Origin of the sequence: Kitasatospora sp. NPDC097643, from assembly GCF_040302625.1 — a bacterium.
Classification (GTDB): Bacteria; Actinomycetota; Actinomycetes; order Streptomycetales; family Streptomycetaceae; genus Kitasatospora.
The window spans coordinates 147,342-166,979 of sequence record NZ_JBEOSA010000008.1; the positions used below are offsets into that span (position 1 = coordinate 147,342).

Below are 19,638 nucleotides of genomic sequence, written 5' to 3' on the forward strand. Positions count from 1 at the left end.
GCCTGGACGGTCGATGGATGGTTTGCGGACGGTGAGCGGAAACTCACCACCATTGGAGTAGTTTGCCGGGGCACACAATATGCCCCGTCAGCCGAATGCCGTCCGGAGATCTGCTGGTATCACCAACGATCACCGCCCGGCCACCGCGCTTTCGTCACGCACCGTGACCGCTGGTGGGCGGCCGACCACCCCACCACCGGGCCTTGTAGAGCGCGGTGCCGGGGAGCGGCCGGGTGCCGTCGGGCCGGTGCAGGGTGAGCGAGGAGGTGCACCAGTCGCACGGCCCGCGGTGGTCGGGGGCAGTGGTGAGCAGCCGGCCGGTGCCGGGCTCGTCCCCGATGCTCTTCACGTTCCGTTCGGCGTCCGGGTCCGACAGGTGCACGGGGGTGAAGTGGTCGGCGGCCGGGTCGTAGCGCCAGAGCCCGGTCGAGGTGCTGATCCAGAACCGCCCGGCCGCGGCCAGGACCGGCGCGAGGTCGTGCCCGCCGCTCTCGGGCAGCGGGGTGGTCCGGGCCACGGTGAGGGTGGGCGCGGCGGGGGTGCCGCCGACCCGCAGCGCGGTCAGCTCCTCGTCACCGAGGGCCCAGAGCAGGCCGGTCCGCTCGTCCCACTGCACACCGTGCGCGCCCGGGAGCCGGTGGGCGGCGAACGCGGTGGCGCGCGGGCCCTGCGAGGCGGCGTAGACGCGCACCCACCCGCCGTCGCTCGCGGCGACGGCCACATTGCCGTCCGGCAGCAGTTCGATGCTGTGCGGGTTGGCCGCCCGGCCCACGTCGGCGGCCCAGCGGGTGGTGCCGGTGGCGGTGTCGACGACGGCGGCCAGGCCGCCGGAGGCGGTGGTGATCAGGTACCTCCGCCCCTGCCGGACCCGGCTCTTCGCCTCGTCCGGGAAGGTCCAGCTGTGGGCGGGAGCCAGGTCGGCGAGGTCGGCCGCGGTGTCGGCGCTCCAGCGCCAGACGACGGGCAGCCGCTCCGGCCCCTGGTAGGGCATCAGGTCCCGCGCGCCGTCCAGCACCAGGACCCGGCGCGAGGCCTGGTCCACCGCGACGACCGCCCACCCGGGCGAGGGCGAGGTGGCCTGCGCGCCGGCGGCGGGCGCACAGAGCAGCAGGGCGGACACGGCCGCCAGTGGGGTCCTCAGCACGCCCCCACGGTGTCGGGCGCCGGGCCGCTCCACCAGTGCTGAACCGCCAGATGGCAGAGGTCCGGTGCCACGCCCGGGTCAACGCCGGGTCCGGCCGGTGCCACGCCCGGGTCAACGCCGGCACCGGCCGGCGTCGCGCCCGGGGCGGCACCCCCGCCCGGGTCGGCACCGCCCTCGGGTCGGTACCCCGCCCGGGTCAGTGCCGCCCTGAGATCACGTCAGCCACCCGCGCGATCGGCGAGGTGGTCGCCCGCCCGGCCGCCTCCTGCCGGTCGGCCGCGTGGTACGCGGCGTAGAGCGCGTGCACGCCGATCCAGCGCAGCGGCTCGGGCTCCCAGCGGCGGACGGTGTGCCCGACCCAGGGCAGCCGGGTCAGCTCGGTGTCGCGTCCGAGGACCAGGTCGCGCAGGGTGCGCCCGGCCAGGTTGGCCGTGGTCACCCCGCTGCCGACGTAGCCGCCGGCCCAGCCGAGCCCGCTCGCCCGGTCCAGCTCGACAGTGGCGCACCAGTCCCGGGGGACGCCGAGCACCCCCGCCCAGGCGTGGTCGATCCGGGCGGTCGCGGCGGCCGGGAAGAAGCTGTTCAGGATCGCGCGCAGCTGGCGCACCGTCTCCACCTGGGTGCTCCCGTCGGAGTCGGTCCGCGAGCCGAACCGGTACGGCACGCCGCGCCCGCCGAGCGCGATCCGGTCGTCGGCGGTGCGCTGCGCGTACATGTAGGCGTGCGCGAAGTCGCCGAGCACCTCGCGGCCCGCCCAGCCGGTCTCGGCCCAGAAGGCGGCGGGCAGCGGCTCAGTGGCGATCATCGCCGAGTTCATCGGCAGCCAGGTGCGCTTCTCGCCACGCAGCCCGGCCGTGAACCCCTCGGTGGCGCGCAGCACGTACTCGGCGGTGACCGTGCCGTGCGGCGTCACCGCCCGGGCCCGCCCGCCCGGCCGGGCCGGCCGGATCCCGGTGACGGCCGTCTCCTCGTACACCGCCACCCCGAGCTCCCGCACCACCCGCGCCAGCCCGCGGGCCAGCTCGGCCGGCTGGATCCGCGCCCCGTACCGCGACCAGGTGCCGCCGACGGCACCGGCGACGTTGATCCGCTCGGCCGTCTCCTTCGCGCCCAGCAGCTCGACGCGGTCCGCGCCGTACGCCCGCTCGGCCTCGGCGAAGGCCGCCAGCCTGCTCAACTGGGCACGGTTGCGGGCTACTTCCAGCACCCCGCCGCGCAGCACGGCCGCGTCGATCCGCTCGGCGGCGGCCGTGTCGACGACCTCCCCGACCGCGGCGTCCATCGCCCGCTGCATCGCCGCCGCCGGGCCGCGGCCGTACCGCCGCGCGAAGGCCGAGCGGCCGGCGAAGCCGCTGTACAGCCAGCCGCCGTTGCGCCCCGAGGCGCCGTAGCCGCAGAACCGGCGCTCCAGCACGGCGATCCGCAGGGACGGCTCCGCCCGCTTCAGGTAGTAGGCCGTCCAGAGCCCGGTGTAGCCGCCGCCGACGATGCAGACGTCCACGTCCGTGTCCCCGGGCAGCGCGGGGCCCGGCTCCGGCAGCCCGCTCGCCGCGTACCAGAACGACACCTCGCCGTTGACCGCCACCGGAACCTCCCGCACCCTCGCCGACCTGCCCGGACGCTACCTCCCGCCGTCGCCCGCCGGACACCGCCACAGTGCCAGGATCCGGCCGCCCGGCCAGCCACCCTGTCAGGCACCGGACGGGCCCTGCACCAGCTCCAGCACCCGGGTCCAGCGGTACTCCCCGGGGACGTACTCCGCGACCCGCACGCCCATCCCGCGCAGCCGTGCCAGGCTCTGCTCATAGGCCGGGTGCGCCGCCTGCGCCGCGCTCAGGCACGGTTGCAGGGCCACCGGGATCCCCCAGCCGTACGACTCGCAGAGGATCCCGAGCGCGAGGGTGTCCGAGATCCCGGCCGCCCACTTGTTGATCGTGTTGAAGGTCCCCGGCGCCACGACGACGGCGTCCGGATCCGGCAGCGGGCGCGGCTCCCCGGGCCGGCGCCAGGCCGAGCGGATCGGGTACCCGGTCTGCGCCGCGATCGCCTCCTCGTCGATGAAGCCCATCGCGAGCGGCGTCGCCACCACCCCCACCTCCCAGCCCTCCTCCTGCGCGGCGGCGATCAGCTCCCCGACCCCACCCGCGACCCCCGCCGCACAGACCACCACGTACAGCATCCGCTTGCGCTGCTCGCCCACTGCTCGACTCCTCCGTTTCGGCGATCCCAGCACAGTAGAACGCCCGCCCCGGCGGGTGCGCGGGGCGGGCGTGCGGCGTCCGGTCGGCTCAGCCGAGGGTGGAGCCGGCGATGGGTTCGGAGAGTTCGACCGTCTTGCCGTTGAGGCCGGTCTTGACGAACTGCCAGGTGAGCCCGGTGATGACGCCCTTGCCGAGCGGGGCGAGCCGGGCGAAGGCGGGCTGACTGAGGTCGATGTGGGTAGCGTCACAGGACGGGCACTGGTCCTTGACCGGCACCGTGATGGTCTTGCCCTGGTAGCTGACCTTGACCGAAATCCCCTTGCACACCGGGTCGTTGTTGGGGTTGGCGGTGGTCCACCAGGTGTGCGAGACGGCGACGAGCAGCTGGGTGGAGGCGTTGATCTGGGTGCCGCAGGCGCCGAAGCCGGCGTCGGTGTAGTAGGTGGCCTTGCCGGACATGGGCTTGTTGATCGGTATCGCGGCACTGGCGGTGCCGGCGGTGAGGGCGATCAGGGCGGCGGCGGCGAGCGGGGCGCCGGCGAGGATCCTGAGCTTCTTGCCGATGGCGATGGCGCGCATGGGTCCCTCCGATACGGTGGCGAATGCCGGATCGTCGTGGGCATGACAGATCTAACTCGCCGAGGACGGACGTCAGTTCGGCGACCGCACACCCACCTGGATGGAGCGAACGTATGCGCCCGGGACCCATGTGGTCCAGACCTCCAGCCTGTTGTCATGGACACAGGGCAAGAAGCTTTACCAATGCGGCCGAAGGAGCGAAGATACGTGACCGCACCACCACGGACGGTGTTGGGACGGTGTTGACAGGCCGTCACGCCGCCCAGGAGGCCCCGCCCCATGCGCACCGCCCTCACCGCCCTGCTGCTCGCCGCCGTCCTGCTCCCGGTCGGCGAGGCGGCCACCGCGGCCACCGCGACCGCCGCGACCCGCGAGGTGAACCAGGGCTACAGCATCCCGGTCGGCGCCGTCACCGACCTCGGCGCACTGCCGGTACTCGGCAGCCTCGGGCTGGACTTCGCCCGCCTGCTCGGACAGTAGGCCCCCGCCCCCGGCACGACGAAGCGGGCGGACGCGCTGTGTCGCGTCCGCCCGTTCGACATGCCCGCGCACGGTCCGCGCCGCGGTCGCCGGACTTACTTCCGCTCCGCACGTTAGTCACCGCCGCGCCCCCGTCACAAGGGCGAACGCCCGGCTGAAGCACCCCCGTCATCCGCCGCAACGTGCCGCAACGGACCGGCAACACCCGCTCCCAGCAGCCAAGATGGCGATTGACAGCACCCCGGCCCCTTCAGCACGATGAGCGCCGAGCCCACTCGCGACGAGCCGGAAGGAGGGCCGATGCACACCGCTGTCCGCCGTGTCCCGTGCCCCGCCCCCGCCCGTTGCGCGCGCCGCTGTTGTCGCGGCGCGCTCGTGCTCTGACCCGTCCGCGCCCACCGCGGCCGGGCCCTCCCCCGCACGGCCCCGCCGTGCCGTTCGGCCACCCGTTCGCCTGCTCGTCCGCATCCGCGTCCGAGTGCCCGTCCGCCTGCTCGTTCGCCTGACTGCACGCCTGACCGCACGCCGCCCGGGATCCGCCGGTCGGCGCCACTCACCCACACCCGCAAAGGGGTTGCACCATGACCACCGCCCTGACCGAACTGCGCCTCACGCCCGTCGCCGGCCGGATCGGCGCGCTCGTCCACGACGTCCGCCTCGGCGGCGACCTGCCCGCCGAGACCGTGGCCGCCGTCGAGGCCGCGCTGCACCGGCACAAGGTGCTGTTCTTCCGCGGCCAGCAGCACCTGGACGACGCCCAACACGAGGCGTTCGCCCGCCTGTTGGGCGACCCGGTCGGCCACCCGACCGTCCCCAGCGCGGACGGCCGCTACATCTTCGAGCTCGACGCCACCAAGGGCGTGCGGGCCAACAACTGGCACACCGACGTCACCTTCGTCCCGTCCTACCCGAAGGCCTCGATCCTGCGCGCGCTGGAGCTCCCGCCGGCCGGCGGCAGCACGGTGTGGGCCAACACCGCGGCCGCCTACCAGGACCTGCCCGCGCCGCTGAAGACCCTCGCCGAGAGCCTGCGCGCCGTGCACACCAACGACTACGACTACGCCGCCAGCCTCGCCCTGCGGCCGGAGCTCGCCGACAACGCCGAGGTGGCGAAGCTGTTCCGGGAGGTCTTCGTCTCGACGGCGTTCAAGACCGAGCACCCGGTGGTGCGCGTGCACCCGGTGACCGGCGAGAAGTCCCTGCTGCTGGGCGCGTTCGCGCAGCGCATCCTGGGCGTCTCGGGGGCCGACAGCCGCGCGCTGATCGAGCTGTTCCAGCGGTACGTCGAGCGCCTGGAGAACACCGTCCGCTGGGACTGGCAGGTCGGCGACGTCGCGCTCTGGGACAACCGGGCCACCCAGCACTACGCGGTCAACGACTACGGCGACGAGCCGCGCCTGGTCCGCCGGATCACCCTGGACGGGGACCTGCCGGTGGACGTGCACGGCGCCCCCAGCCGGCTGCTGGAGCCCGCCGACCCGCCGCGGGTGGCCGGCCTGGTCCCCGCCGCCGAGCTCGAAGCAGCCAACTGATCTACCGGAAACCCGAGTTGGAACGACCATGACCACCACCATCGCTCCCCGCCCGGCCCCGCGCGCCGGGGACGACCGCCGGGACGCCAACGCCTCGGCCGTGCTGCGCACCGTGCTCGACCACGGACCGGTCGCCCGCAGCCGGGTCGCCGCCCGCACCGGGCTCAGCGCCTCGGCGGTGTCCCGGCAGGTGGTGGACCTGGTCCGGCTCGGACTGCTGCGCGAGCGACCGGAGTTGGCGGCCGGCGGCGGTGCCGGAACGCTCGGGCGCCCGCAGCTCCCGCTGGACGTCGACCCCGACCGGCTCGCCGTCGCCGGGCTCCACATCGGCGTCCCGTACACCACCTTCGCGCTGCTCGACCTGCGCGGCCGGGTGCTCCACCGACAGGAGATCTCCAACCGCGGCCGCACCGGATTCGCCGTCCTGAAGCCACTGTTGGAGCGGCTGCCCCGGCTGCTCACCGCCCTGCGCGGCGGCCGGACGATCGTCGGCCTGGGCGCCGTCACCGGTGGCGCCGTCGACCCGGCGAGCGGCCTGACGATCCGTCACGGCCCGCTCCGGTGGACCAACCTGCCGCTGCGCGAACTGCTGGAGACGGCCACCGGACTCCCCGTCCAGGTGGACAACCACGCCCGTGCGCTGACCCAGGCCGAGATCCTGTTCGGCCACCCGGCGGCCCGCCGGAGCATGGTGCACCTGTTCGTCGGCCACGTGGTGGACGCGGCGCTGGCGGTCGCCGGGACGGTCCACCTCGGGCCGCCCTCGGCGACCGGCGACCTCGGGCACCTGCCGGTCGCCGACAGCGACGCGCTCTGTCACTGCGGCTGGCTCGGCTGCCTCTCGGTCGCCGCCTCGGACACCACCCTGTTCGAGGCGGCCGTCGCCGAGGGGGTCACCGCCACCGCCGACCGCGCCCAGCTGATCGCCGCCGTCCAGCAGGGCGACCCCGGGGCCCTGCGGCTGGTCCGCGCCCGGGCCCGGGTCATCGGCCGCGCCCTCGCCCTGCTCGCGGACGTGGTCAACCCGGACCTGCTGGTGCTGACCGAGACCTTCGCCGTCCTCGACCCCGCCTTCCTCACCGTCGTCCGCGAGGAGTTCGCGCTCCGCTCGCACCTGCACCGGGACGCCGACCTACTGATCGCCCAGCGGCGCGGCGCCGACGCGCTCGCCGTCGCGGCCGGCGCTCCGGTGCTCGCCGAGCTCTACGCCCGCCCCGTCCACGCCCTCACCCGCCGGCCCCTCATCCGCTAGCCCGCACCCGCCGGCCCGCACCACGCCCGCCGGCCCGCCCGCAGCACCACCCCAAACCACCGAAGGACCCGCCATGACCGCGTTCACCCCACCCTCCGCCCCCGGCCCCTCCCGCCGCGCCCTGCTGCGCGGGAGCCTCGCCGGTGTCGGCCTGCTGGCGCTCGCGGCCTGCCGGTCGGCCGCCGACACCGCCTCCTCCGCCGCGGACCCCGCGAACGCCTCGGGCGGCCCGCGCCGCGGCGGCGTCCTCTCGGTGGCCACCGGGGTGGACTTCACGCCGAGCCTGCTGTTCGCGCAGAGCGCCAACACCCTCGTCCAGCGGCTGGTGTTCAACACCCTCACCCGCTACGACGACCGGCTCCAGCCGCAGCCCGAACTGGCCACCTCCTGGCAGGTCGCGCCGGACGGCAAGGCCGTCACGCTCAAGCTGCGCGAGGACGTCCTCTTCCACAGCGGCCGCAGATTCACCGCCGACGACGTGGTGTTCGCCGTCAAGAACCTCCAGAACCCGGCCCGCTCGGCCCAGTTGCGCTCGACCGCCGCCACCGTGACCGAGTTCCGCAAGAACGGCGACTTCGAGCTCACCCTGGTCCTCGCCCACCCGGTGAGCAACCTCTTCGACCTCTTCGAGTTCATGATCATCCCTGACTCGGCCACCGTCGAGGACGCCGTCTCCGGCACCAGGCTCATCGGCACCGGCCCGTTCACCCTCAGCGACCGCAAGCCCGGCTCCTCGCTCGCCTTCGCCCGCAACGACAAGTACTGGAACCCCGGCCGCCCCTACCTCGACGGCGTGGAGATCCGGGTCGTCCCGCAGTCCGAATCGCTGCTCTCCTCGCTCAGGACCGGCCAGACGCACCTGTCCTACAGCGTCCGCGGCAAGGACGTCGCCACTCTGAAGAACGACCCGCAGTTCCGGATCAGGCAGTACGACACCGGCTCCGGCGCCTACTACATCGGCGTCAACCTCACCGCCGAGCACGTCGGCGACAAGCGCGTCCGGCAGGCGATCGCCTGGGCGGTGGACCGCGAGCGGTTCGTCCAGCAGGCGCTCGGCGGCTACGGCACGGTCTCCGCCGTCCCGTGGCCCAAGTCCTCCCCCGCCTACAGCGAGGCCGCCGCCGGCCACTACCGCCACGACCCGGACAGGGCACGGGCGTTGCTCAAGGAGGCCGGCCTGGAGTCGATCACCCTGCCGTTCGCGCACTCCAGCGAGCCCGGCGCCACCGCCATCGCGCAGATCCTCCAGTACGACCTCAAGCAGGTCGGCATCGAGCTGGTCCTCCAGCCCGTCGACTCGCCGACCATGCAGAAGCAGCTCATCTCGCAGACCATGCCGGCACTGTGGACGCTCAGCCACGGCTTCGCCCAACTCCACCCGGCCACCCTGGCGGTGAGCGCCTACCCGTTCAACGAGGCGAAGAACAGCTCGCACTTCAGCTCCCCCGCCTACACCGACATCGTCCAGCAGGCCTGGAACCGCACCGACAGCGACGGCCCCGAGGCCGCGGCCCTCTACCAGAGGATCACCGACACCCTGCTGGACGAGGAGTTCGTCATCGACCTCGCCATCGCCGGCCTGGTCGAGGTCGCGGGCAGCAAGGTGCGGGGCGCGACCCTCAACAAGTTCAGCTATCTCAACCTCGACGACGCCTATCTGACGGCCTGACCGAACTCCCCGACAGAAACACCGGCCAGAAGCATCTGACAGAAACCAAAGGGCCCCGGCCAATGCGCTCCTTCCTCCTCAAACGGCTACCCAGCGGGCTGCTCGTCCTCGCCCTCGCCTCCTTCACGGTCTTCCTCCTCCTGCGGCTGATCCCCGGCGACCCGGCCACCACGCTGGCCGGCCCGGACGCCTCACCCGCCACCGTCGCCGCGATCCGCGCCCAACTCGGGCTCGACCAACCGCTGTTCGGCCAGTACCTGAGCTGGCTCGGCCACCTGCTGAGCGGCGACCTCGGGCCCAGCTACGCGATCGGCGGCCAGGTCGCCGACCTGATCGGCAACGGGCTCGCCGCCACCGCCCAACTCACCGCCGGTGCCCTGCTGTTGGTGGTGCTGATCGCACTTCCGCTGGCGGTGCTGGGCGCCACCGCCCGGCGCCGACCGGTCGCCGCCGCGGTCCAGGCCGTCACCACCGCCGTGCTCGCCGTCCCGCCGTTCGTCACCGGCATCGTCCTCGTCCTGGTCTTCGCCGTCTCGCTCGGGCTGCTCCCGGCCGGCGGGCACGAGTCCCTGCTCGACGCCCCCGACCTGGCCGTCCAGTACCTGCTGATGCCCGCCGTCTGCCTCGCCCTGCCCAGCGCCGCCGTCCTCGCCCGCTACCTCAAGGACGGCATCGAGCGGGCCCTCGCCGAGGACTACGTCCGCACCGCGACCGCGCTCGGGGTCTCCCGGCGGCGGATCGTCTGGCAGCACGCGCTGCCCAACGCACTGCCCTCCGCGGTCACCGTGCTCGGCCTCCAGATCGGCCAACTCATCGCCGGGGCCGTGCTGGTGGAGCGGATCTTCGCCTGGCCCGGGCTCGGCCAGCTGATCGAGCAGGGGGTGCTCCGCCGGGACTACCCGGTGGTCCAGGACCTGCTGCTGCTCGTCGTCGCCGTCTACGTCGCCGTCCAGCTGCTCACCGACCTGGTGTACGCCTGGCTCGACCCCCGGATCCGGTGGGAGTGACCTCATGACCGTCCTCGCCCTGCCCCTCGACTCCCGGCGCCGCCCGCGCAGCCGCTACCTGGCCGGCCTGCGCACCTGGCGCGGCCTGACCGGCCTCGCCCTGGTCGGCGTGGTCGCCCTCGCCGGGCTGCTCGCCCCGCTGCTCACCGACACCGACCCGAACGCCCAGAGCGCGCTGGCGCTGGCCGGCCCCGGCGGCCAACACCCCTTCGGCACCGACGACCTGGGCCGCGACCTGTTCAGCCGCGTGCTGCACGGCATCGGCACCGACCTCGCGATCATCCTCACCGCCGTCCCGCTCGGGGCCCTGCTCGGCTGCTCGGCCGCGCTGATCGCCGCCACCTCCCGCTGGGCCGACCTCACCGTGCAACGGCTCTTCGACCTGTTGCTCTCCTTCCCCGGGCTGATCCTCGGCCTGGCCGTCACCGCCGTCCTCGGCCCCGGCCGCTGGCCGGTCGTGATCGTCATCGCGCTCGCCGAAATCCCGGGCTTCGGGCGGCAGTTGCGGGCCGGCCTCCTGGTCCAGCGGGAGCGCGAGTACGCCCTGGCGGCGCGGGTCGGCGGTGCCTCCCGGGCCCGGGTGCTGCTGCGGCACGTCGTCCCCAACGCCGTCGACCCACTGATCGTGCAGAGCGCCGTCGCGCTGTCCATCGGCGTCTTCATCGAGGGCGGGCTGAGCTTCCTCGGCCTCGGCGTCCGGCCCCCGGAGCCCACCCTCGGCAGCATCCTCAGCCAGTCCGTCGCCTACCTCGCCACCAACCCCACCTTCGCGGCCGCCCCGCTGGCCGCCACCACCGCCCTGGTGCTCGGCTTCACCCTGATCGCCGAGGCCCTGAACCGGGGGATCCGCCGATGACGCCCGTGCTGCACGTCCGCGACCTCACCGTCTCCTTCGACACCGCTTCCTCCGGCGCTGTCTCCTCCGGCGCCGTCTCCTCCGACCCGGCCGGAGGTGCCGCCCCGGCCGTGGACGGCGTCGGCTTCACCCTCGCCCCCGGCGACACCCTGGGCATCGTCGGCGAGTCCGGCTCCGGCAAGTCCACCACCGCACTCGCCCTGCTGCGGATGTTGCCGTCCGGCGGCCGGATCACCGCCGGCGCGGTGGAACTCGCCGGCCAGGACCTCGCTGCCCTGCCCGAGGACGGGCTGCGCGCCCTGCGCGGCCGCCGGATCGCGATGATCTTCCAGGACCCGATGTCCTCGCTCAACCCGGTGCTCACCGTCGGCAAGCAGCTGGACGAGGCGCTGCGCGCCCACGGCAGCACCCCGCGCGCCGAACGTGCCTCCCGCGCCGTCGAGTTGCTCGACCTGGTCGGCATCCCGGACGCCGCCGCCCGGCTGCGCGACCACCCGCACCAGTTCTCCGGCGGCCAGCGCCAGCGCATCATGATCGCCCTCGCGCTCGCCCACCGCGCCGAGGTGCTGGTCGCCGACGAGCCGACCACCGCGCTCGACCCGACCGTCCAGCAGCAGATCCTCCGCCTGCTCACCCGGATCAACCGGGAGACCGGCACCGCGCTCGTGGTGATCAGCCACGACCTCGGGGTGATCGCCCGGACCTGCCGCCGGCTGCTGGTCATGCGGGCCGGCCGGGTGGTCGAGCGGGGCACCGTCGCCGAGGTCCTCGGCAATCCCCAACACCCCTACATGCAATCACTGTTGGCGGCAGTGCCCCGACTGGAGGAGCCCTCCTCGGCCGCCGCCAACAGCACGCCGAGCGCGGAGCCGCTGCTCACCGTCGAGGGGCTGCGCAAGACCTACGGCCCGCGGCGGCGCACCGTCACCGCGCTGGACGGCGTCGACCTCGCCCTGCACCCCGGCGAAACCCTGGGCCTGGTCGGCGAGTCCGGCTCCGGGAAGTCCACGCTGGCCCGGGCGCTGGTCCAGGTGCACCCGCCCTCGGCCGGCCGGATCCGGTTCCGGGGCGAGGAGTTGGGGCGCACCCCGCACCGGGAGATCCAGCTGGTCTTCCAGGACCCGTACTCCTCGCTCAACCCCCGGATGACCGCCGGGCAGATCATCGCCGAGCCGCTGATCGCCCACCGCCTGGGCGACCGCGCACAGCGCGCCACCCGGGTCGCCGAACTGCTCCGCCAGGTCGGCCTCGACCCGGACATGGCCGACCGCCACCCGCGCGCCTTCTCCGGCGGACAGCGCCAACGCATCGGCATCGCCCGGGCGCTGGCGCCCGAACCGAGCGTGCTGATCTGCGACGAACCGGTCTCCGCGCTCGACGTCTCGGTCCAGGCCCAGGTGATCGAGCTGCTCGCCCGGCTGCAACGCGAACTCGGCCTGGCCATCCTGTTCATCGCCCACGACCTGGCGGTGGTCCGGCAGGTCAGCCACCGGATCGCCGTGCTGCACCACGGCCGGATCGTCGAGACCGGCCCGGCCGACCGCGTCGTCACCGATCCACAACATCCTTACACCGCCGAGCTGTTGTCCGCAGTGCCGAGCCTGGACCAGCTGGCGCGCCGACCGCGTTCGGAATCGCCCACCTCCCGACCCACCACCCGGAGCACCGCATGACCACGCCCTCGAACCCTCATCAGCCCGACCCGCACCGCCGGGACCCGTACGCCGGTTTCTCCGGCACCGTCGGCCGCACCTTCGGCGAGTCCGTCCCCGCCTGGCCGCAGCGGGTGCGCCCCCGCGAGGGCGCACCCAACATCGTCGTCGTGCTGATCGACGACATGGGCTACAGCGACATCGGCCCGTTCGGCTCCGAGATCCCCACCCCGACCCTGGACCGCCTCGCCGCCACCGGTGTCCGGCTCGCCAACTACCACACCATGCCGCTCTGCTCGCCCGCCCGGGCGGCCCTGCTCACCGGCCTCAACCCGCACCGGGTCGGCTACTCCTTCGTCGCCAACGCCGACCCCGGATTCCCCGGCTACGGCATGGAGGTCGCCGGGGACATCCCCACCCTCGCCGAACTGCTGCACGACGCCGGGTACGCCACCTACGCCGTCGGCAAGTGGCACCTCACCCGCGACTCCGCCTCCAACGCCGCCGACCACCGCGCCAACTGGCCGCTGCAGAAGGGCTTCGACCAGTACTACGGCGTCCTGGAGGGCCTGACCAGCCTCTTCCACCCGCACCAACTCGTCCGCGACAACAGCCCGCTGGACATCGACGAGTTCCCCGACGACTACTACTACACCGACGACATCACCGACCAGGCCATCAAGATGGTCAAGTCGCTGCGCGCCCACGACGGCGAGAAGCCGTTCTTCCTCTACCTCGCCCACAACGCCGTCCACGGACCGCTCCAGGCCAAGCCCGCGGACCTCGCCCGGCACCGCGGTCGCTACGACGGCGGCTGGGACGAGCTGCGCGCCGCCCGCTTCGCCCGCCAGCTGGCCGCCGGCCACTTCCCGCCCGGCACGCAGCTGCCCGAACGCAACTCCGAGGCCGGGTACGAGGTCGGCCCGTGGAGCGAACTCACCGAAGTCCAGCAGAAGTTGTACGCCCGCTACATGGAGGTGTACGCGGCGATGGTCGACAACGTCGACCAGAACCTCGGCAGGCTCACCGACACCCTGGCCGCGCTCGGCGAACTCGACAACACCGTCATCGTCTTCACCTCCGACAACGGCGGCACCGGCGAGGGCGGCGCCGAGGGCACCCGCAGCTACTTCAGCCGCTTCGTCCACCACCCGAACCTCCCCGCGGACTGGAACCCGGACGTCCAGCGCGAGATCGACCTCATCGGCGGCCCGCAGAGCCTGGTCCACTACCCGCGCGGCTGGGGCATGGCCTCCAACACCCCGTTCCGGCTCTACAAGGGCCAGACCTACGCGGGCGGCGTGCGCGTCCCCTTCGTCCTGTCCTGGCCGGCCGGCCTGCCCCGCGCCGAGGGCGACACCGGCGTCCGCCCGCAGTACCAGTACGTCACCGACATCCTGCCCACCCTCCTCGAACTCGCGGGCGTGGCAAGGCCGTCCGAGCGCGGCGGGCAGCCCGTGCAGGAGCTCGACGGGATCGGCTTCGGCGCCGTCCTGCGCTCCGCCGAGGCGCCCAGCACCCACCCCGAGCAGTACTGCGAGATGACCGGCAACCGCAGCTACTACCGCGACGGCTGGAAGCTGGTCACCCTGCACCGCTTCGGCGCACCCTACGACGACGGCGAGTGGGCCCTCTACGACCTGCGCACCGACCCGACCGAGATCCATGACGTCTCCGCCGAACACCCCGGCCTGGTCAAGGAGTTGTCGGCCGCCTGGGAGGCCGCCGCCTGGCGCGACGGGGTCTTCCCGCTGGCCGACGGCAGCGGCGCCCTCGCCCTGCGCGGCCCCGAGGCCGAACGGCTGCGCCGCCCGGTCACCCTGCTCGCCGGCACGCCCGAACTGGAGCGCTACCGCTCCTCCCGGCTGATCTCCTTCCGCTCCTTCGTCATCGAGGTCGCGCTCGACCGGCACCAGGACGGCGACCAGGGCGTCCTGGTCTCGCACGGGGACCAGGGTGGCGGGTACAGCCTCTACGTCGAGGACGGCCGACTGCGCTTCGCCTACAACCAGTACGGCGAACTCCTCGAAGCCGACGCCGGACCGCTCCCGGCCGGGGCCCGGCTGGTCACCGTCGAGGCCACCGCCGTCGCCGACCTCAAGTGGGAGTTCCGGCTGCTCGTCGACGGCGTCGAGGGCGGCCGGCTCGGGCCGGTGCACCAACTGATCGGCATGGCCCCCTTCCAGGGCATCAGCGTCGGCATCGACCGCAAGTCACCGGTGTCCTGGCCGGTGCACGAACGACACCGCTCGTTCCGCTACACCGGCGCCCTGCGCGCGGTCACCTACCTCCCGGGCGAACCGGCCCCGTACGACCCGGAGACGGTCGCGCGGGCGCTGCGCGAAGCGGCCGCGGCGTTCGAGTGACCGAGGGCCCGTCCTCGCCCGCCGGGTCGCACGACCTGGCGGCCGAGGCCGGGCCCCTCCCGCACCACCCGCCCCCGGGTTAGGCTCGACACGCGCGGCGAACCGCCCGCACGACCCGCGCGGCCGACCGCATGACCGCCCGCGCGGCCGACCGAGGGGGAGTACGTGATCGGGGACCTGCTGCCGGACGTCGTGGTGACCGAAGTGGCCTACGACGACCCCCCGGAGGCCCGGCTGGAACCCGCCGAGGAAGCCGCCGTCGCCCGGGCCGTCGACAAGCGCCGGCGCGAGTTCACCACCGTCCGGCACTGCGCCCGCGCCGCCCTCACCCGCCTCGGCGTCCCCTACCGCCCGCTGCTCCCGGGCCTGCGCGGCGCACCGGGCTGGCCCGACGGCGTGATCGGCAGCCTCACCCACTGCGAGGGCTTCCGCGCCGCGGCCGTCGCCCGCGCCGGCGACCTCGCCTCGGTCGGCATCGACGCCGAGCCCGCGCAGCCGCTGCCCGCGGACGTGCTCGACCTCGTCGCCCTGCCCGACGAGCGGCAGCGGCTCGAGAAGCTGCTCGCCGACCACCCCGACACCCCGTGGGACAAGATCCTCTTCAGCGCCAAGGAGTCGGTCTACAAGGCCTGGTTCCCGCTCATGCAGGTGTTCCTGGACTTCGACGAGGCCGATCTGGTCCTCTCCCCCGACGGCACCTTCACCGCCCGCCTGCTCGTCCCCGGCCCGGTCGTCGGCGGCCGCCGCCTGGACGGCTTCGACGGCCGCTGGACGGTCCGCGACGGCCTGCTCGCCACCGCCATCGCCGTTCCGCTGGACGGGTCCTGACACCCGGGGCTCCCTCTGTCGCACCCCCGCCCTATCCTCGACCATGTGACCGTGACCTATGTGATCGATGGCACCCGTGTCGGCTCGCTGGAGGACTTCTGGGAGGTCGTCGGGCAGTCCATCGGCTGCGGCGGCTACTTCGGCCGCAACCTCGATGCCTTCGCGGACTGCCTGCGCGGCGGCTTCGGCACGCCCGAGGACGGCGACTACGAGATCGAGTGGCGTGACCACGAGGTCTCCCGGCGCAACCTCGGCTACCCGGAGACGGTCCGCCAGCTGGAGGACCGCCTGACCCGCTGCCACCCCACCCACCGCGAGACGGTCACCGCCAAGCTCGCCGCCGCCCGGGCCGGGCAGGGGCCGACGGTCTTCGACTGGCTGGTCGAGATCATCGAGGAGGAGCTCCCGAAGGGCCTCCGGCTGGCTTAGGGCGTGTCCTCGTCGGCTGGCCCAGGTCCCGTCCTCGGCTGGCTCAGGTCCCGTCCTCGTCCGGGGAGCTGTTCACCCGAGGACGTCCGACAGCCGGACGAACCGCCGCCCCGCCGCCAGCAGCCCCGGCACCGCCGCCGCCACGCCGGGGGCGGTGCCGCCGCCCGGGTGGTTCAGGTGCCCGATGACGATCGCCCCCGCCGGGGCCGCCGCCACCTCCTGCCGCACCTGGGCGGCGCTGAGCGTCGCCCCGCCGTCGCCGTTGACGGTGAAGCCGGCCACCCGTCCCCCCAGGTCGGCGACGATCCGGGTGGCGACGTCGTCGTAGTGGGCGGTCCCGGACCGGAAGAACCGCGGCGGGTGCCCGAGCAGCCCGGCGAGCTTGTGCGCGTTGCCCGCCACCTCGTCGTACACCTCGCCGACGTCGCGCGTGCCGGCGATGCCGTAGGCCGAGCGGCCGGTGACCGAGAGCGGGCGGTGGACGGTGCCGTGGTTGCCGATCTCGAACAGCGGGTCGGCGGCGAGCTGCTCGAACTCGTCCGGGTTGGCGTCGATCCAGCGGGCGTTCAGGAAGAGCGTGGCCGGGACGGCGTGCGCCCGGAGGAAGTCGATCAGTGCGGCGTCGTAGCCGTTCCCGCCGGGGCCGCCGCAGGCGTCGAAGGTCAGCGCCGTCGCGCGCTCGCCCTCGGGGAGCTCGGTGATCACCCCGGCGACCTCCAGCCCCCACTCCGCCGGCGCGGCGCCGCCGTAGCGGTCGACCACCTCCGCCCGGGTGGGCTCCCGGGGCGCGGCGGCCTTGCCCGCGCTCGCGGTGGGGGTCGGCGTCGGCGCGGCACTGCCGGTCGACATGGCACTCTCGGTCGGCGCGGCGCTCTCCGCCGGTGGTGCCGAGGCGGAGGCCGAGGCCGTGACCGAGGCCGGAGCCGACGGGGCGGCGAGCATCGCGGACGGTGCCGGGGCTATGGAGCCCGCCGCCGGGCCCCGCGCCGAGGGACTGCACCCCGCCAGCGCGCTCCCGCCCACCGCCGCCAGCAGCGCCCGCCGACTCAGTGCCACGCCCGTCTCCGCTCCACGATCCGATCGGGTTCCATGAATATGAACCGACCATTCATGGCTCCCCGCAACTCGCCCCCGCCCCCGCCTCAGCCCCATCCCCTCCCCGGCTCCGGCCCCTCCCCGCCCCCCTTCACCGACCCGCCCCATCCCCGTGGGCCCTGCCTCACCCCCGGTTCACCCCCACGGGTAGGCACGCGAGCGGACCCGCCCGCCCCAGCCCGGAGGCCCCGATGCCCACCGACCCCCGCACTCCCCACCCCGCCCGCCGCGACCTCCTCCGCACCGGCCTCGCCACCGGCGCCGCCACCGCCCTCGGCCTCGCCTCGACCAGCGGAGCAGCCGCCACCCCGACCACCCCACCCGGTGGCGAGCAGACCCTCACCCTCACCGGCCATCTCCCCACCGGCGCCCCCGACTTCGTCCACCTCCCCTTCGAAGTCCCCGACGGCGTCCGGGAGATCGCCGTCTCCTACGGCTACGACAAGCCCCCCGTCCCGGCCGGCACCCCCGGCAACTCCTGCGACATCGGCATCTTCGACGAGCGCGGCACCGACCTCGGCGGCCCCGGCTTCCGCGGCTGGTCCGGCGGCTTCCGCACCGAGTTCAGCCTCGCCCGGGACACCGCGACCCCCGGCTACCTGCCCGGCCCGATCAACCCCGGCACCTGGCACATCGCCATCGGCCCCTACCAGGTCGCGCCGCAAGGGCTGGACTACCACGTCCAGGTCACCCTCCGATTCGGCACGCCCGGGCCGGAGTTCGCCCCGTCCTACCCGCCGGAGCGGGCCCGCGGCCGCGGCCGCGCCTGGTACCGGGGCGACTGCCACCTGCACACCGTGCACTCCGACGGGCAGCGCCGGCCCGAGGAGGTGGCGGCCGGCGCCCGCGCGGCCGGCCTGGACTTCATCGTCTCCACCGACCACAACACCAGCTCCTCGCACGCCGTTTGGGGCCCGCTGGCCGGCCCCGACCTGCTCATCCTCCCCGGCGAGGAGGTCACCACCCGCAACGGCCACTGGCTGGCCCTCGGCCTCGAACCGGGCCAGTTCGTCGACTGGCGCTACCGCTCCCGCGACGAGGCCTACCCGCGCTTCGTCCGCGAGGTCCACCGCGCCGGCGGCCTGGTGGTGCCCGCGCACCCGTACTGCCCGTACGTCGCCTGCCAGTGGAAGTTCGGCTACGAGCAGGCCGACGCCGTCGAGGTGTGGAACGGGCCCTGGACGTACGACGACGAGTCGGCGGTGGACACCTGGGACGGCAGGCTCGCCGTCGCCCTGCGCGAGGGCCGCTCCTGGCTGCCCGCCATGGGCAACAGCGACGCGCACAGCGTCCCGCAGGTGATCGGCTCCCCGCACAACGTGGTCCTCGCCGAGGACCTCACCCGGGACGCGGTCCTCGACGGGCTGCGCGCCGGGCGCAGCTGGCTCGCCGAAAGCTCCACCGTTCACCTGGAGTTCACCGTCACCGGGCACGGCCGCCGGGCGGGCATCGGCGAGGAGCTGACCGTCCCCGCGGGCGCCCCGCTGGACGTCCGGCTCACCGTCTCCGGGGTGCCCGGCGGCACCGTCCGGCTGATCACCGACGAGGGCCAGCTGCACCAGGAGCCGCTGCCCGCCGACGGCTCCGGCACCGTGGTGTGGCGGACCACCGCCTCGCTGGCCGCGTACGTCCGGGCCGAGGTGCGCCACCCGAAGGCGGACGGCACGGGCGGCAAGGGCAACGCGATGGGGCCGGACCTCCCCTGGGGGCCGATGGCCGCCCTCACCAACCCGATCGTCCTGCGCACCGAGGACGACGCCGGGGAGCGTCCCGCCGGGGAGCGTCCCGCCGGGGACCGCCCCGCCGGGGACCGCCCCGAGGGTCGCCGGGAACGCTAGGTTCCGGTCCGGACCAGGAGGGGGACGACTCGGGGCACCGGCGTGGACTAGGTTGATCCTCGAAAGCATCAGTCGTAGGGACGAGGCGGTCGGCTGTCCGCATCCGGGTCCGACCGGCCCTTTCGCGCTCCGGCCGCCTCGCCCCGGGTACTCCCCCGTCCCCGGCCCGCGAAGGGATCAGCAGCTGTGAACCGTACGACCGTAGGTGGACCGGAGCTCGGGGGCGGCCGGGGCGCCGGCGGCGTCGTCGTCCTCGTCGACCCGTCCGGGGCCGGGAAAAGCCCGGTCGCGGCGCTGCTCGCGGCCGAGCTGCACCCGAGCGTCCACCTGCGCGCGCACGACTTCCTGCGGGTCATCCGCCGCGGCCAGCTCCCGCCCCACCTCCCGGAGGCCGAGCGGCAGAACGTCACCGCCCTCGCCGCCGCCGCGCAGGCGGCCTTCGCCTACGCCACCGGCGGCTACCAGGTGGTCGTCGAGTGCGCGGCCGCCCCGCCCGCCCTGGACACCTTCCGCCGCGAGAGCCGCGCCACCGGCGCCGCCCTCCACTACGCCGTCCTCCACCCCGGCCCGGCGACCGGCTCCCCCCACACGGTCGACACCACGGACCTCACCCCCGAGACCACCACCAAGACCCTGCTCGCCGCCCTCACGAACGGCACCCACCTGCTCGGCTGGTGACCGGCCCGCCACCGGGCGGTGGGCACGCGTGC

General features: G+C 74.2%; 17 protein-coding genes. 12 read left to right on the forward strand and 5 right to left on the reverse strand.

The window, feature by feature from the left end:
• Positions 1–154: 154 nt before the first annotated feature.
• The 4 genes from ABTY15_RS08280 to ABTY15_RS08295 form a co-directional block, all read right to left on the reverse strand.
• Positions 155–1,144 carry a DUF6528 family protein gene (locus ABTY15_RS08280; protein WP_350578057.1) on the reverse strand — a complete coding sequence of 330 codons (990 nt, stop codon included), beginning with the start codon at positions 1,142–1,144 and terminating at the stop codon, positions 155–157.
• 196 nt (positions 1,145–1,340) lie between these two features.
• Positions 1,341–2,729 carry an NAD(P)/FAD-dependent oxidoreductase gene (locus ABTY15_RS08285; protein ID WP_350578059.1) on the reverse strand — a complete coding sequence of 463 codons (1,389 nt, stop codon included), beginning with the start codon at positions 2,727–2,729 and terminating at the stop codon, positions 1,341–1,343.
• Between the two features lie 105 nt (positions 2,730–2,834).
• Positions 2,835–3,344, reverse strand: a complete 510-nt coding sequence (locus ABTY15_RS08290) for a flavoprotein (protein ID WP_502893451.1) — start codon at positions 3,342–3,344, stop codon at positions 2,835–2,837.
• A gap of 88 nt (positions 3,345–3,432) precedes the next feature.
• Positions 3,433–3,924: a cysteine/serine endopeptidase inhibitor gene (locus tag ABTY15_RS08295; protein ID WP_350578062.1), complete on the reverse strand. Its 492-nt coding sequence runs from the start codon at positions 3,922–3,924 to the stop codon at positions 3,433–3,435.
• A 279-nt stretch (positions 3,925–4,203) separates the two neighbouring features.
• Here ABTY15_RS08295 and ABTY15_RS08300 point away from each other — a divergent pair, with 279 nt between their 5' ends.
• The 10 genes from ABTY15_RS08300 to ABTY15_RS08345 all read left to right on the forward strand — a co-directional run bounded on the left by ABTY15_RS08300 (position 4,204) and on the right by ABTY15_RS08345 (position 15,995).
• Positions 4,204–4,404: a hypothetical protein gene (locus ABTY15_RS08300; RefSeq protein WP_350578065.1), complete on the forward strand. Its 201-nt coding sequence runs from the start codon at positions 4,204–4,206 to the stop codon at positions 4,402–4,404.
• Positions 4,405–4,985: 581 nt separating this feature from the next.
• Positions 4,986–5,936, forward strand: a complete 951-nt coding sequence (locus ABTY15_RS08305; RefSeq protein WP_350578068.1) for a TauD/TfdA dioxygenase family protein — start codon at positions 4,986–4,988, stop codon at positions 5,934–5,936.
• A gap of 28 nt (positions 5,937–5,964) precedes the next feature.
• Positions 5,965–7,188 (forward strand): ROK family transcriptional regulator, encoded by a 1,224-nt coding sequence (locus ABTY15_RS08310; RefSeq protein WP_350578071.1) that lies wholly within the window; start codon positions 5,965–5,967, stop codon positions 7,186–7,188.
• A gap of 73 nt (positions 7,189–7,261) precedes the next feature.
• The gene (locus ABTY15_RS08315) at positions 7,262–8,857 is read left to right on the forward strand and encodes an ABC transporter substrate-binding protein (RefSeq protein ID WP_350578073.1); all 1,596 of its coding nucleotides are present in this window, start codon (positions 7,262–7,264) and stop codon (positions 8,855–8,857) included.
• Between the two features lie 62 nt (positions 8,858–8,919).
• Positions 8,920–9,864 carry an ABC transporter permease gene (locus ABTY15_RS08320; protein ID WP_350578076.1) on the forward strand — a complete coding sequence of 315 codons (945 nt, stop codon included), beginning with the start codon at positions 8,920–8,922 and terminating at the stop codon, positions 9,862–9,864.
• 4 nt (positions 9,865–9,868) lie between these two features.
• Positions 9,869–10,720 carry an ABC transporter permease gene (locus tag ABTY15_RS08325; protein WP_350578079.1) on the forward strand — a complete coding sequence of 284 codons (852 nt, stop codon included), beginning with the start codon at positions 9,869–9,871 and terminating at the stop codon, positions 10,718–10,720.
• Entirely contained in the window at positions 10,717–12,393 is a 1,677-nt protein-coding gene (locus ABTY15_RS08330) for an ABC transporter ATP-binding protein (RefSeq protein WP_350578081.1), read from the forward strand. Before ABTY15_RS08325 ends, ABTY15_RS08330 begins: the two co-directional genes overlap by 4 nt.
• The gene (locus ABTY15_RS08335; RefSeq protein ID WP_350578083.1) at positions 12,390–14,738 is read left to right on the forward strand and encodes an arylsulfatase; all 2,349 of its coding nucleotides are present in this window, start codon (positions 12,390–12,392) and stop codon (positions 14,736–14,738) included. Before ABTY15_RS08330 ends, ABTY15_RS08335 begins: the two co-directional genes overlap by 4 nt.
• Positions 14,739–14,903: 165 nt before the next feature.
• Positions 14,904–15,566: a 4'-phosphopantetheinyl transferase family protein gene (locus tag ABTY15_RS08340; protein WP_350578086.1), complete on the forward strand. Its 663-nt coding sequence runs from the start codon at positions 14,904–14,906 to the stop codon at positions 15,564–15,566.
• Positions 15,567–15,611: 45 nt separating this feature from the next.
• Entirely contained in the window at positions 15,612–15,995 is a 384-nt protein-coding gene (locus ABTY15_RS08345) for a barstar family protein (protein ID WP_350578089.1), read from the forward strand.
• A 72-nt stretch (positions 15,996–16,067) separates the two neighbouring features.
• Here the strand turns inward: ABTY15_RS08345 and ABTY15_RS08350 are convergent, their stop codons facing one another.
• A complete protein-coding gene (locus ABTY15_RS08350; protein WP_350578091.1) occupies positions 16,068–17,051 on the reverse strand; it encodes a polysaccharide deacetylase family protein in 984 nt (327 codons plus the stop codon).
• Between the two features lie 230 nt (positions 17,052–17,281).
• Here ABTY15_RS08350 and ABTY15_RS08355 point away from each other — a divergent pair, with 230 nt between their 5' ends.
• Entirely contained in the window at positions 17,282–18,928 is a 1,647-nt protein-coding gene (locus ABTY15_RS08355) for a CehA/McbA family metallohydrolase (protein ID WP_350578094.1), read from the forward strand.
• Positions 18,929–19,114: 186 nt separating this feature from the next.
• Positions 19,115–19,606, forward strand: a complete 492-nt coding sequence (locus ABTY15_RS08360) for a hypothetical protein (RefSeq protein ID WP_350578101.1) — start codon at positions 19,115–19,117, stop codon at positions 19,604–19,606.
• The last annotated feature ends 32 nt before the right edge of the window (positions 19,607–19,638 follow it).